The 12,751-nt window shown below is 73.8% G+C and carries 12 protein-coding genes and 1 riboswitch; of the genes, 6 read left to right on the forward strand and 6 right to left on the reverse strand.

Annotated features, from left to right (window positions below; genetic code table 11):
* Positions 1–445: 445 nt before the first annotated feature.
* Positions 446–1,957 carry a phytoene desaturase family protein gene (locus tag ACFYMU_RS13245; protein WP_388372142.1) on the forward strand — a complete coding sequence of 504 codons (1,512 nt, stop codon included), beginning with the start codon at positions 446–448 and terminating at the stop codon, positions 1,955–1,957.
* 46 nt (positions 1,958–2,003) lie between these two features.
* On the opposite strand, the gene ACFYMU_RS13250 is transcribed toward ACFYMU_RS13245, so the two are convergent.
* The 5 genes from ACFYMU_RS13250 to ACFYMU_RS13270 all read right to left on the reverse strand — a co-directional run bounded on the left by ACFYMU_RS13250 (position 2,004) and on the right by ACFYMU_RS13270 (position 6,530).
* Positions 2,004–2,963, reverse strand: a complete 960-nt coding sequence (locus tag ACFYMU_RS13250; RefSeq protein ID WP_388372144.1) for a hypothetical protein — start codon at positions 2,961–2,963, stop codon at positions 2,004–2,006.
* A 56-nt stretch (positions 2,964–3,019) separates the two neighbouring features.
* Complete coding sequence (metF, locus tag ACFYMU_RS13255; RefSeq protein ID WP_388372146.1) at positions 3,020–3,943, reverse strand: methylenetetrahydrofolate reductase [NAD(P)H]; 924 nt, start codon at positions 3,941–3,943, stop codon at positions 3,020–3,022.
* A 131-nt stretch (positions 3,944–4,074) separates the two neighbouring features.
* Complete coding sequence (thiE, locus tag ACFYMU_RS13260; RefSeq protein ID WP_388372148.1) at positions 4,075–4,734, reverse strand: thiamine phosphate synthase; 660 nt, start codon at positions 4,732–4,734, stop codon at positions 4,075–4,077.
* A 105-nt stretch (positions 4,735–4,839) separates the two neighbouring features.
* Positions 4,840–5,205 carry an Rv2175c family DNA-binding protein gene (locus ACFYMU_RS13265; protein WP_388372150.1) on the reverse strand — a complete coding sequence of 122 codons (366 nt, stop codon included), beginning with the start codon at positions 5,203–5,205 and terminating at the stop codon, positions 4,840–4,842.
* Between the two features lie 98 nt (positions 5,206–5,303).
* On the reverse strand, positions 5,304–6,530 hold the full coding sequence (locus ACFYMU_RS13270) for an NAD(P)/FAD-dependent oxidoreductase (RefSeq protein ID WP_388372152.1): 1,227 nt from the start codon (positions 6,528–6,530) through the stop codon (positions 5,304–5,306).
* A 137-nt stretch (positions 6,531–6,667) separates the two neighbouring features.
* A riboswitch (TPP riboswitch) is annotated at positions 6,668–6,780 on the forward strand.
* On the opposite strand from ACFYMU_RS13270, the gene thiO reads away from it, so the two are divergent.
* The 5 genes from thiO to ACFYMU_RS13295 all read left to right on the forward strand — a co-directional run bounded on the left by thiO (position 6,778) and on the right by ACFYMU_RS13295 (position 12,053).
* The gene (gene thiO / locus ACFYMU_RS13275; protein ID WP_388372153.1) at positions 6,778–7,956 is read left to right on the forward strand and encodes a glycine oxidase ThiO; all 1,179 of its coding nucleotides are present in this window, start codon (positions 6,778–6,780) and stop codon (positions 7,954–7,956) included. (Overlaps the previous riboswitch by 3 nt.)
* Positions 7,953–8,153, forward strand: coding sequence for a sulfur carrier protein ThiS (gene thiS, locus ACFYMU_RS13280; protein WP_388372155.1), 201 nt, complete (start codon positions 7,953–7,955; stop codon positions 8,151–8,153). Before thiO ends, thiS begins: the two co-directional genes overlap by 4 nt.
* A gap of 3 nt (positions 8,154–8,156) precedes the next feature.
* Positions 8,157–8,951: a thiazole synthase gene (locus ACFYMU_RS13285; RefSeq protein ID WP_388372157.1), complete on the forward strand. Its 795-nt coding sequence runs from the start codon at positions 8,157–8,159 to the stop codon at positions 8,949–8,951.
* A gap of 186 nt (positions 8,952–9,137) precedes the next feature.
* Positions 9,138–11,051, forward strand: coding sequence for a Stk1 family PASTA domain-containing Ser/Thr kinase (pknB, locus tag ACFYMU_RS13290; protein WP_388372159.1), 1,914 nt, complete (start codon positions 9,138–9,140; stop codon positions 11,049–11,051).
* Between the two features lie 60 nt (positions 11,052–11,111).
* Positions 11,112–12,053 (forward strand): deoxyribonuclease IV, encoded by a 942-nt coding sequence (locus tag ACFYMU_RS13295; protein WP_388372161.1) that lies wholly within the window; start codon positions 11,112–11,114, stop codon positions 12,051–12,053.
* Between the two features lie 18 nt (positions 12,054–12,071).
* On the opposite strand, the gene ACFYMU_RS13300 is transcribed toward ACFYMU_RS13295, so the two are convergent.
* Complete coding sequence (locus ACFYMU_RS13300) at positions 12,072–12,704, reverse strand: sulfite oxidase-like oxidoreductase (protein WP_388372163.1); 633 nt, start codon at positions 12,702–12,704, stop codon at positions 12,072–12,074.
* Between the last annotated feature and the right edge of the window lie 47 nt (positions 12,705–12,751).

Below are 12,751 nucleotides of genomic sequence, written 5' to 3' on the forward strand. Positions count from 1 at the left end.
CGGGAAGGTTCGCCGGCCACAGCACCAGGAATACGCGAAAGCGCCGGTCCGGTGTGTCCGTGTTGCCGCGGACCGCCCCGGACCGGCGCTCTGCCGTGCCCCCGTTCCCCCCGTGGGTCTCCCGTTCGGTCGTTCCCCCGGACCCCCGTGCCCCGCTTCCGCCGAGGCGTGCCGGCGGAAGGAGCGGAGAAGGGCGCGGCTCCGTTCCGCCGCCCCGTGTCGGCGGTACGGAGCCGCGCCCTTCTCCGTGCCTCCACTCTTCCGTCCGCGCAGGTCGGAGCCCATCCGCCCCGGTACTCATCTCACCGGATAGGTACGGATACTCAGCCCTGGGCGCTCACCCTCAGGGCGCCGCCCCGGAGTGCCGCGCGCCGCCGGACGCCTCGCGCGAGCCGGTCACCGCCCCGCGTCCGAAGGGTCGGCGAGGGCCGATAAAGTCGAGGTCATGGCACGGATTGCGGTGATCGGCGCCGGGATGGGCGCGATGGCGGCCGCCGCCCGGCTGGCCGTCGCGGGCCACCGGGTGGTGGTGTACGAGCGCACGGAGACGTACGGCGGCGCGGTGCGCCGTTTCGCCCGGGACGGCTTCTCCTTCGACACCGGGCCGGGCCTGCTCCCGCTGCCCGCGGTCTATCGCGACCTGTTCGTCAAGACCGGCAAGCAGCCCCTGGAGGAGTGCGTCGAACTGGTCCAGGTGGACCCCTCCGCGCGGCACGTCTTCCCGGACGGCACGGAGGTGTCGCTGCCGAACGCGTCGCGCGCCGGTGTGGTGGCCGCCCTGGACGGAGCGCTCGGCGGCGGGGCGGGCGGGCGCTGGGGCGACTTCCTGGTGCGGGCCCGCGAGGCATGGGACCGCACGCGCAGGCCGCTCCTGGAGGAGCCGCTGTGGCCGAACTGGCAGGTGCTCGCCGAGCGGGAGCCGTACCCGGCGGTGCCGCACAGGCGGCTGCTGCGCACCCGGCGGGCCGGCACGCTCGCCGAGGTCGGCGCCTGGGAACTGCGCGACCCGCGGCTGACGGCCCTCCTGGAGAGCCATGCGCTCGCCCACGGCCTGGACCCCCGCACCGCTCCCGCGGGCGCGGCCGTGCTGCCGTACATGGAGCACGCGTTCGGCACCTGGCGGGTGAGCGGCGGGATGCGGGAGCTGGCACGTGCCGTGTACGAGCGGTGCGTGGCCCGGAAGGTGGAGTTCGTCTTCGGTGCCGAGGTCACCGGGATCGTCGAGAAGGACGGCCGGGCGGCGGGGGTCGAGCTGGCCGGGGACGCCTCCGGGAGAGGTTCGGTGGTGGAGGCCGACCTGGTGGTCTCCGGGGTGGCGCCCGCCGTTCTGGACCGCGTGCTGCCGGGTACGGCGGGCGCGCGGGGCGCGGACGAGGTCGGCCCGCGGCGGGGGATGCCCAGCCGGCTGACGGTGCTGCTGGCGCTGCGCGGTGCCCGGCCGGAGGGAACCGCGCACCGCACGGTGGTCCACACGGCGGACCGCGAGGGCGAGTTGGAGCGCCTCTTCGGCGCGGGCGCCGGGCCGGCGTCCGCGCCGACGGTGACCGTGCTGCGGCCGGACGACCCGGCGCTGGTGCCGGACCCCGGGCACGAGGCGGTCACCCTGACGGCCGCGGTGCCCGCGGGCGCGAGCGTGTCCGAGGCCGAGGTCGACCGCGTCCTCGATGCCGCCGGGCGTGCGGTACCCGCTCTCCGCGACCGCGTCCTGTGGCACGAGGTGCGCACCCCGGCCGACATCGCCGGGGACACCGGCGCGCCCGGTGGCGCCGTCCCCGCGCCGGCGCTCGCCGCGGCCGACGGCCGTCTGCTGCACCCGTCCAACAGCACGCGCGTGCCCGGTCTGTTCACGGTCGGCGGCTGGTCCCACCCCGGTGGCGGTCTTCCGCACGCCGGCATGTCGGGCGCCCTGGTGGCCGGGCTCATCGTGGAGGGGCCGGACTTCCGCGGCTCGCAGTGAGGGAACAGGCGCCGCGGCTCGTGGTCGGTCAGAAGCGGTACTGCTCTCAGAAGCGGTACTGCTCGTCGTAGCCGTTCCCCTGCGGCGTGCCGTCGCCCTGCGGCGTGCCGTCGCCCTGGTAGGGGTAGGGCTGCTCCGGCGGCAGTTCGCCGCCGGAGTCGCCGTCGGCGGTGCGCTGCTGGGGGACCCAGACGCCACCGGGCGGGGTCTCGCCGTACGTGCCCGTGGCGTACTGGTCCTGGCCGTACGCCTGCTGCCCGTACTGCTGCTGGCCGCCGTACGTGCCGTCGTAGGAGCCGCCGTAGGTCTGTGTGCCGGTGTACGGGTCGGAGTAGCCGGCGTACTGCTGCTGGCCGTTGTCGTAGCCGTACTGCTGCTGGCCGTAGGCGGAGTAGCCGTCGTACGCGTACGCCTGCTGGTCCTGGCTCTGGCCGGACGCCGCGTACGAGGGGTCGGCGGACGCGGCGTAGGGCGCGTCGGCGGAGGCCGCGTACGCCGCGTCGCTGTAGACGCCGTAGGAACCGGTGTCCTCGGGCATCGGCTGGGGCTCGTACACGGCGGTGGCCTCGGCCGCGTTCTCCGCGGCCGCCTGCGGGCGGGTGAAGACGTCGTCGCGGTCGTCGTCGTACCCGTCGTCCTGGCGGTACGTTCCGGCGGCCGTGGACCCGGGGTCCTGGGCACCCAGCACGGGATCCTGGCGGGCGGCCTCGCCACGGCGGCGCTTGCTGCCGCCGTCGCCGTCCTCGCGCGGGCGGTTGCCGACGGCCCAGCCGGCCGCGAAGCCGCGCCGGAACGACAGCGTGACGTAGGTCTGCCCGACCGCGAACGCGGCCGCGCCCAGGCCGATGACCACCACCGAGGGGATCAGCACACCGAGCACGACGACGAGGAAGCCCACGAACGCGAGCAGCCGCCAGCGAAGGCGAGCCTTGTACTGCAGCAGCACTTCACCGAGCAGCCACAGTGCGACGATGCCGAACGCGATGTAGAGGACCGTCCAGCCCATGTACGCCCCTCTCCCAGTGACCGCTACGCAGTGTGTCGTACGGCGGTGCGGCCGGTCTAGGCCCGCTGCGGATGGTGCAGACCTAGATTTTCGTAGATTTCCAGTGTCGCCGTGGAGTTGTTGAGTGTAATGAAGTGAAGTCCGGGGACTCCCTCGGCCAGCAGTCTCGCGCAGAACTCCGTGGCGAACTCGATCCCGATCGAGCGTACAGCGGCCGGATCGTCCTTCGCCGCGAGGATCCGCTCTTTCAGACGGGACGGAATGGCCGCGTTGCCGAGCTGCGGCAGCCGCTCCAGCATCCGCACGCTGGTGACGGGCATGACCTCGGGGATGACCGGGGTGGCGCAGCCGGCCGCCTCGACCCGGTCGCGCAGCCGCAGATACGACTCCGGCTGGAAGAACATCTGCGTGATCGCGTAGTCGGCTCCGGCCCGGCACTTGTCGACGAAGTGCTCGACGTCGGTCTCCCAGTCGCTGGAGCGTGGATGCATCTCGGGGAAGGCCGCGACACCCACACAGAAGTCGCCGGACTCCTTGATGAGCCGGACGAGTTCGGCCGCGTAGGTCAGGCCCTTGGGATGCGGCACCCACTCGCCCATGGGGTCGCCGGGCGGGTCCCCGCGCACGGCCAGCATGTTGCGGATCCCGGCGTCGGCGTACTGGCCGATGATGTTGCGCAGTTCGGCGACGGAGTGGTTCACGGCGGTGAGGTGGGCGACCGGCGTGAGCGTCGTGTCGGCGACGATCTGCTGGGTCTCCTTGACCGTGCCCGCGCGGGTGGAGCCGCCCGCGCCGTAGGTCACGGAGACGAAGTCCGGGGCCACGGCCTCGACCCTCCGAAGCGCGCTCCACAGGTTCCGCACGCCCTTGGGGGTCTTCGGGGCGGAGAACTCGAAGGAGTACGTCGCCTTGCCGGCGGCGAGGATGTCCCGCACCGTCCGTGCGCGATCAGTCCTGGTGGATGCGGTTCCGAGGGCCATACTCGCAGGTTAACCAGGGGGCGGCGGTCCCCCAACCAGGCGCAGGAAATTTGCCCGAATTGTCGATTTGTTGTCCACCTGTCGGACACTTCGGCCCTCTCGGGCCGCCCCGGAGGGTTCCCGCGGCGATGTCACAGCGCGCGCAGCCGCTCGGCGAATTCGGCCGCCGCCGCGCCCGGGTCGTCCGCCTCGGTGATCGCGCGCACCACGACCACACGGCGGGCACCGGCCTCCAGGACCTCGTCGAGGTTCCCGAGGTCGATGCCGCCGATGGCGAACCAGGGCCGGTCCGTGCCGAGGGCGGCGGTGTGGCGGACCAAGCCGAGTCCGGGGGCCGGGCGGCCCGGTTTGGTGGGGGTGGGCCAGCAGGGGCCCGTGCAGAAGTAGTCCACGCCCTCCTGGACGGCGGCGGCCTCGGCCTCCGCCTCCGAGTGCGTGGAGCGGCCTATGAGGACGTCGTCGCCCAGGACGGCACGGGCCGCGGGGACGGGGAGGTCGCCCTGGCCGAGGTGCAGGACGTCGGAGGCGGCGGCGTGGGCGACGTCCGCGCGGTCGTTCACGGCCAGCAGTCTGCCGTGGCGGGCGCAGGCGTCGGCGAAGACCCGGAGGTGCTCCAGCTCTTCCGCGGCCTCCATGCCCTTGTCGCGCAGCTGCACGATGTCGACGCCGCCGGCGAGCACCGCGTCCAGGAACGCGGCGAGGTCGCCCTGGCGCCTGCGGGCGTCCGTGCACAGGTAGACACGGGCGTCGGTGAGCCGGGACGTGCGGGCGGTGCGGACGGTCTCGGGCACGGTGGGGTCCCCCCGTGGTCGGTGGCGTACGGGCCGCGGCGGGCACGGTCGGCCCGGGGCCGTGGCCCTGGACCGCGGCCCGTACGCCGGATGGTCGTTCTTTGCTCAGACGGCGAGCGCCTGCGCGCGGCGCTTCACCTCCGTGCCGCGATTCTCGCTGAGCGCCTGCGCGGGGGTGCCGGGCAGGGTCGGGTCGGGGGTGAAGAGCCACTCCAGCATCTCTTCGACCGTGAAACCGTCGTCCCGCAGGAGCGTCAGGGTGCCGGACAGGCCCTTGACGACCTTGTCCCCGTCGATGAAGGCGGCGGGGACGTGCAGTGCGCGGTTCTCACCACGGCGCACGGCGATCAGCTGGCCCTCCTTGACCAGCTGCCGGACGCGGGTCACCTCGACGCCGAGCGCATCGGCGATGTCGGGGACGGTGAGCCAGGCGGGGACGAGAGCATCGATCTTTGCGTCAATCTCGGTCACGGGACAAGCGTGCCATCCCGGACTGACAGTCGGAAGCGGGGCTCCTCCGGCCGGGGGCCGGTTGCCTCCTGCGGAGGAACACGGCGCGTCCCCGCGACCTACGCCGTGGCCTCCTTCAAGGGGCGGGACGGGTCCGCCAGCAGGTCCGGGTCCATCCGCGCGCCCGACTCGATCAGGCGGCGGCCCTGGGCGAGATCCCGGGGCCGGCCCACCGCCAGGAGGCCCACCAGGCGGCCGGACCGCAGCCAGCACACCGTCCACGCGGCGCCCCCCGGGTCCCCGCGCCACACCAGCGTGTCGGCGGACGCGTGGTGGCCCACGTACTGGACGAAGCGGCCGAACTGCTCCGACCAGAAGTACGGCACCGGGTCGTAGGCCACCGGGGCCTGCCCGATGATGTTCGCGGCGACCGCGCGCGGTCCCTGGAGGGCGTTGTCCCAGTGGTGCACGAGGAGCCGCTCCTCGTACCGCCCCGAGGGGAAGGACGCGCAGTCGCCGACCGCGTACACGTCCGGCGCCGACGCGCGCAGGTGCCGGTCGGCCAGCACCTCGCCGTGCACGCCCAGGGTGATGCCCGACCCGGCGAGCCACGCGGTGGCGGGACGCGCCCCGATGCCCACGACCACGGCGTCCGCGGGCACCCTGGAGCCGTCGTCGAGCACCACGGCCCCCGGCTCGACGCGCTCCACGCGCGCGCCCGTGCGCAGCTCGGCCCCGCTGTCGGCGTACCAGGCCGTCATCGGGGCGGACACCTCGGCGGGCAGCACCCCCGCGAGCGGCCGGTCCGCCGCCTCCACCACGGTCACCGCGCAGCCCGCCTCGCGCGCGGCGGTGGCGAACTCGGCGCCGATCCAGCCCGCGCCCACGACGACGACGTCGTGCTGCCGCGCGAGGACCGGCCGCAGCCGCTCGGCGTCGTCCAGGGTGCGCAGCAGATGCACCCCGGGGACACCCTCCGCGCCCGGCAGCCGGATCGGCTCCGCTCCGGTCGCGATGACCAGGACGTCGTACGGGACGGGGCCCTGCGCGGTGTCCAGCTCGTGGTCGCCGGGGCGTACGCCGAGCACCTCGCTGCCCAGCCGGAGCTCGATGCCGAGGGCCTCGAAGTCGATGTCGAAGGCGGAGCCCTCCGCCTTGCCGAGCAGGACGGCCTTGGACAGCGGCGGCCGGTCGTAGGGTTGGTGCGGCTCCGCGCCGATCAGCTTCACGTCGCCGGTGAAGCCCTGTTCCCGCAGGGCGACCGCGGTCTGCACCCCGGCCATGCCCGCGCCCACGACGACGACGTGCCGGACCGCACCACCCTGTTGCTGCCTCTGCTCGCTCACCTGATCACCATAGACACCTGACGATTTGTCAGTCAGCCTGCGTGCCGGGTGATGTGTTCCACAGCCTCCGCACACGCCGCGGCCACCGGGGCGGAGGCTCCCTTACCGCGCTGTACGGCACGGGCTAGGGTGGCACCGTAAGCACTCGCGGGAGCCCGGACGCACCGGGCTGAGAGGGAGGCTGGACGGCCTCCGACCGTACGAACCTGATCCGGGTCATGCCGGCGAAGGGAGGGGCTGGACGCCCATGTCGCGTACATCGGACGACGTGTCGACCACGTCGGACGTCCTCGTCATCGGGGGCGGGATCATCGGGCTCGTGACCGCCTGGCGGGCGGCGCAGCGCGGGTTCGGCACGGCGGTGGTGGATCCCGGACCGGGCGGTGGAGCCGCCCAGGTGGCCGCCGGGATGCTCGCCGCCGTCACCGAACTGCACTACGGCGAGCAGACGCTGCTCGGCCTCAATCTGGAGTCCGCGCGCCGCTACCCGGACTTCGCCGCCGAGCTGACCGAGGCCGCCGGCCTGGACCTCGGCTACCGGCGCTGCGGCACGCTCGCCGTCGCGCTCGACGCCGACGACCGCGCCCAGCTGCGCGAACTGCACGCCCTGCAGCAGCAGTCCGGCCTGGAGTCGGAGTGGCTGAGCGGGCGGGAGTGCCGTCGGCTGGAGCCCATGCTCGCGCCGGGCGTGCGCGGAGGGCTCAGGGTCGACGGCGACCACCAGATCGACCCGCGCCGGCTCGCCGCGGCCCTGGTGACGGCCTGCGAGCGCGCCGGGGTGGTCTTCCACCGGACGAGGGCGGAGCGGCTCTCGGTGGTACGGGAGCGGGCCGCCGGGGTCACGACCGCCGACGGCACCGACCTCACCGCGGGGCAGGTCGTCCTGGCCGCGGGCAGCCTCAGCGGACGGCTCGCGGGCGTCCCCGACGAGGTGGTGCCGCCCGTGCGACCCGTGAAGGGCCAGGTGGTGCGGCTGACCGTGCCGGAGCCGTACGCGCCCTTCCTGAGCCGCACCGTGCGGGCCGTCGTCCGCGGCGGCCCGCTGTACCTCGTGCCGCGCGAGAACGGCGAACTGGTCATCGGGGCGACCAGCGAGGAACTGGGCTGGGACACGACGGTCACCGCGGGCGGGGTGTACGAGCTGCTGCGGGACGCGCACGAGCTGATGCCGGGGATCACCGAGCTGCCGCTCACCGAGACCCGGGCGGGGCTGCGCCCCGGTTCTCCGGACAACGCGCCGATGCTCGGCCCCAGCGGCCTGGAGGGCCTGCTGCTCGCCACCGGCCACCACCGCAACGGCGTCCTGCTCACGCCGGTCACCGGCGACGTCATGGCGCACGTCCTGACCACCGGCGACCTTCCGGACGAGGCCCGCCCCTTCACCCCCAGGCGCTTCGCCGCCGCGCTCACGGAGCAGCCCGCATGAACATCTCGGTCAACGGGGAGCCCCGGCAGGTGGCTCCCGGCACCGCGCTCGACGCGGTCGTGCGGACCCTCTCGGCGGCGCCCTCCGGCGTGGCCGCCGCCGTCAACGAAACCGTCGTCCCGCGCGGCCAGTGGTCGTCGACGTCCCTCCGCGAGGGGGACCGCGTCGAGGTCCTCACCGCCGTCCAAGGAGGCTGACCCATGGCCGACGATCCCTTCGTCCTCGGTGGTACGACCTTCTCGTCCCGGCTGATCATGGGGACCGGGGGCGCGCCCAGCCTCGATGTGCTGGAGCGGGCCCTGGTGGCGTCCGGCACGGAGCTGACGACCGTGGCGATGCGCCGCGTGGACGCCACGGTGCACGGTTCCGTGCTGTCCGTGCTCGACAGGCTGGGCATCAGGGTGCTGCCGAACACGGCGGGCTGCTTCACCGCGGGCGAGGCCGTGCTCACCGCCCGCCTCGCGCGCGAGGCGCTCGGCACGGACCTCGTCAAGCTGGAGGTCATCGCCGACGAGCGGACCCTGCTGCCCGACCCGGTGGAGCTGCTGGACGCGGCCGAGACCCTGGTCGACGAGGGCTTCACGGTGCTGCCGTACACGAACGACGACCCCGTGCTCGCCCGCAGGCTGGAGGACGTGGGCTGCGCCGCGGTCATGCCGCTGGGCTCGCCGATCGGCTCGGGGCTCGGCATCCGCAACCCGCACAACTTCCAGCTGATCGTCGAGCGCGCGCGCGTGCCGGTCATCCTGGACGCGGGCGCGGGGACGGCGTCGGACGTGGCGCTGGCGATGGAGCTGGGCTGCGCCGGCGTGATGCTCGCCTCGGCGGTGACCCGGGCGCAGGAGCCGGTGCTGATGGCGGAAGCCGTGCGGCACGCGGTGGAGGCGGGCCGGCTCGCGCGGCGGGCGGGCCGCATCCCACGGCGCCACTTCGCGCAGGCGTCGTCACCGGCGGAGGGCATGGCCCGTCTGGACCCGGAGCGGCCCGCCTTCTGAACCGGCCGGGCCCGCACACGCCTCCCGCGCGCCCGCCGGACGCGCGGGGCGCGGGCGCGGGGGCGCGGACACACGGGGCGCGGGGCACGTGCGCGCGGCACGGTGTGCGTCACAGGTCGGCTGCAGTCGTGCCCCGGTTCGACGGAACGGCTGGGGCCGACAGTGGGTCCTCGTACACTCACCTGCGTGGATACGACCCTTCAGGACCCTCTCGTCGGGCGGGTGCTCGACGGCCGTTATCGCGTCGACGCGCGGATCGCGGTCGGCGGGATGGCCACGGTCTACCGGGCCCTGGACACCCGCCTCGACCGTGTCCTCGCGCTCAAGGTGATGCACCCGGCGCTGGCCGCCGACGGCTCGTTCGTGGAGCGCTTCATACGCGAGGCCAAGTCCGTGGCCCGCCTCGCCCACCCGAACGTGGTCCAGGTCTTCGACCAGGGCACCGACGGGTCGTACGTCTATCTCGCCATGGAGTACGTCGCCGGGTGCACCCTGCGTGACGTGCTGCGGGAGCGCGGGGCGCTGCAGCCGCGCGCCGCCCTGGACATCCTGGAGCCGGTGCTGGCCGCGCTGGGCGCCGCGCACCGTGCCGGGTTCGTGCACCGTGACATGAAGCCGGAGAACGTCCTGATAGGGGACGACGGCCGGGTGAAGGTGGCCGACTTCGGTCTCGTCCGGGCCGTGGACACGGTCACGAGCACGACGGGCGCCGTCCTCGGCACGGTCTCGTACCTCGCCCCGGAGCAGTTGGAGCACGGCACGGCGGACCCCCGGGTCGACGTGTACGCGTGCGGGGTCGTCCTCCACGAGATGCTCACCGGCGCCAAGCCGCACCAGGGCGACACCCCCGCCCAGGTGCTCTACCGGCATCTGCACGAGGACGTGCCACCGCCGTCGGCCGCGGTGCCGGGGCTGGCCTGGGAGCTCGACGAGCTGGTCGCCTCGGCGACCGCGCGCGACCCGCGGCTGCGCCCGCAGGACGCGGTGGCCCTGCTCGGCCAGGTGCTCCAGGCCCGCAGCGCGCTCACCGCCGAGCAGTTGGACGCGGTGCCGCCGCAGGCCGTCGCCTCGGACCACGCCGGCGCCGAGGACCGCACGAGCGTGATCCCGCGTCTGCTGCCGGTCGACCCGGTCGGCGAGCCCGGGGACGCCCTGCTCCACCGGACCAGCCGGCTGGAGACGTCACCGCCCGAGCCGCCGGCGCGCCCCGGACGTCCCCGGCGGGGGCTGCTCGCGATCGTCCTGGCCGTGCTGGTGGTGTTCGGCGTCGGGGCGGGCGTCTGGTACATCAACTCGGGCCAGTTCACCGAGGTCCCGCCGCTGCTCGCGAAGACCGAGGCGCAGGCGCGGGCGCGGCTGGCGCAGGCGGGACTGGACGTCAAGCGGGTCGAGCACGCCTACAGCGACACGGTGAAGCGCGGCACGGTCATCGGCAGCGACCCGGCGGCGGGCGCCCGGATCCGCTCCCACGACGGGGTGACGCTGACCGTCTCGGACGGCCCCGAGACCGTGAAGGTGCCCGATCTGAAGGGCTACCGGCTGGACAAGGCGCGGGCCCTGCTGAAGCGGGACGGCCTGGTCGCGGGCATGGTCACGCGGGCGTTCAGCGAGGATGTGCCCAGGGGCTTCGTGATCGGCACGGACCCGGGCGCGGGGACCGAGCGCCACAGCGGTTCGGCCATCGCGCTCACGGTCAGCAAGGGCAGCCCCGTGGAGGTGCCCGACGTCACCGGCACGTCCGTGGACGACGCCACGGCGGAGCTGCGGGACGCGGGCCTGAAGGTGAAGATCGCCGACACGCAGATCACGTCGGAGTTCGACGCCGGGCAGGTCGCCCTGCAGTCGCCCGACGCGGGCAAGCAGGCCGCCGAGGGCGACACGGTGACGCTGACGGTCTCCAAGGGCCGCGAGATGGTCGAGGTGCCGGACGTGACCGGCGACAAGGTCGGCGACGCGAAGAAGGCCCTGCAGGACGCGGGCTTCGCGGTCGAGGAGGACCGGGGCCTGCTGGGCCTGTTCGGCGACACGGTGAAGAGCCAGTCGGTGAAGGGCGGCGAGAAGGCGCCGAAGGGCTCGACGATCACGATCGAGATCCGCTGACGGGAGCGGCACCGCGGACCGGCCGGCGGGGTGCCCGGGACCGCGTGCCACCCTTGGGGGGTGAGCACCCAGCGGTCCCGCACCCCCCGCGGCGCGTCCGGCGTCCCGCGCAACCCCGTCGGCAGCCATGTCCCGGTGGCCGGCGGCCTCCACTCCGTCGGGCTCGCCTACGCCCGCGACATCGAGGCCGAGGCCGTGCAGGTCTTCGTCGCCAATCCGCGCGGCTGGGCGACGCCCGCCGGCAATCCGCGGCAGGACGAGGCGTTCCGCGCCGCGTGTGCCGCCGAGTCCGTCCCGGTGTACGTCCACGCGCCGTATCTGATCAACTTCGGCTCGCACACCGAGGCGACCGCCGAGCTGTCGGTGGAGTCCCTGCGGCACTCGCTGCGGCGGGGCCGGGCGATCGGGGCGCTGGGCGTGGTCGTGCACACCGGCAGCGCCACCGGCGGCCGGACGCGGGCGGTGGCGCTCGAACAGGTGCGCGAGCGTGTGCTGCCGCTGCTGGACGAGCTGACGCACGACGACGACCCCCGCCTGCTGCTGGAGTCGACCGCGGGTCAGGGTGCCTCGCTGTGCTCGCGCACCTGGGACTTCGGGCCCTACTTCGAGGCGCTGGACGCGCACCCCAAGCTCGGCGTGTGCCTCGACACCTGCCATGTCTTCGCCGCCGGGCACGACCTGACCGGTCCGGACGGGATGCACCGGACGCTGGACCTGCTGGTGGACACCGTCGGCGAGGGGCGGCTCGGGCTGATCCACGCGAACGACTCCCAGGACGTGGTGGGCGCCCACCGGGACCGCCACGCGAACATCGGCTCCGGCCACATCGGCGAGGCCCCGTTCCGCGCGCTGATGACCCACCCGGCCACCGAGGGCATACCGCTGATCATCGAGACGCCCGGCAGAAAGGAAGGGCATGCGGCGGACGTGAAGCGGCTGAAGGAGCTCAGGGACGGCCGACGTGGGACCGGCGAGTCGCTCCTCCCTCTCGTGCACCGGTAGCACCACCGATCGCGGGGCTCAGAGCTCGGGACCGTCCCCGGGCTCCTCCTGGTACGAGTAGCGCTGCTCCTTCCACGGGTCGCCGACGTTGTGGTACCCGCGCTCCTCCCAGAAGCCGCGGCGGTCGGCGGTCATGTACTCGACGCCGCGCACCCACTTGGGCCCCTTCCAGGCGTAGAGGTGCGGAACGATCAGGCGCAGCGGAAAGCCGTGTTCCGCGGTGAGCAGCTCGCCGTCCTTGTGGGTGGCGAAGATCGTGCGGTCCGAGGCGAAGTCGGCAAGGCGCAGGTTCGAGCTGAATCCGTACTCGGCCCACACCATGACATGCGTGACCTCGGGCGCCGGCGGGGCGATCTCCACGACCGTGCGCGCCGCGATGCCGCCCCATTCTGCGCCGACCATGCTGAACTTCGTGACGCAGTGCAGATCGGCGATGACGCTGGCGTACGGCAGCGCCGTGAACTCCTCGTGGGTCCAACGGTGCCTCTCACCGTCCGCGGTGGCGCCGAAGACCGCGAACTCCCAGCGGTCGGCACGAAACCTGGGGACCGGACCGTAGTGCGTGACCGGCCATCCCCGCTGAAGCCGCTGTCCCGGCGGAAGCTCGGAACGTGCTGCTGCTCCAGACTCTCGCTCCACCGGATGACCCATGCCTCCATCGTGACAGACCGCGGAGGGTGCGCAGGACCCACCCCGAA

It is taken from the genome of Streptomyces sp. NPDC007264, from assembly GCF_042869095.1.
GTDB lineage: Bacteria > Actinomycetota > Actinomycetes > Streptomycetales > Streptomycetaceae > Streptomyces.

Coding starts and splice junctions, on each gene's coding strand:
- ACFYMU_RS13245 (WP_388372142.1), top strand. CDS start 446: ATGGCACGGATTGCGGTGATCGGCGCCGGGATGGGCGCGATGGCGGCC.
- ACFYMU_RS13250 (WP_388372144.1), bottom strand. CDS start 2,963: ATGGGCTGGACGGTCCTCTACATCGCGTTCGGCATCGTCGCACTGTGG.
- metF (WP_388372146.1), bottom strand. CDS start 3,943: ATGGCCCTCGGAACCGCATCCACCAGGACTGATCGCGCACGGACGGTG.
- thiO (WP_388372153.1), top strand. CDS start 6,778: ATGTCGCGTACATCGGACGACGTGTCGACCACGTCGGACGTCCTCGTC.
- thiS (WP_388372155.1), top strand. CDS start 7,953: ATGAACATCTCGGTCAACGGGGAGCCCCGGCAGGTGGCTCCCGGCACC.
- ACFYMU_RS13285 (WP_388372157.1), top strand. CDS start 8,157: ATGGCCGACGATCCCTTCGTCCTCGGTGGTACGACCTTCTCGTCCCGG.
- ACFYMU_RS13300 (WP_388372163.1), bottom strand. CDS start 12,704: ATGGGTCATCCGGTGGAGCGAGAGTCTGGAGCAGCAGCACGTTCCGAG.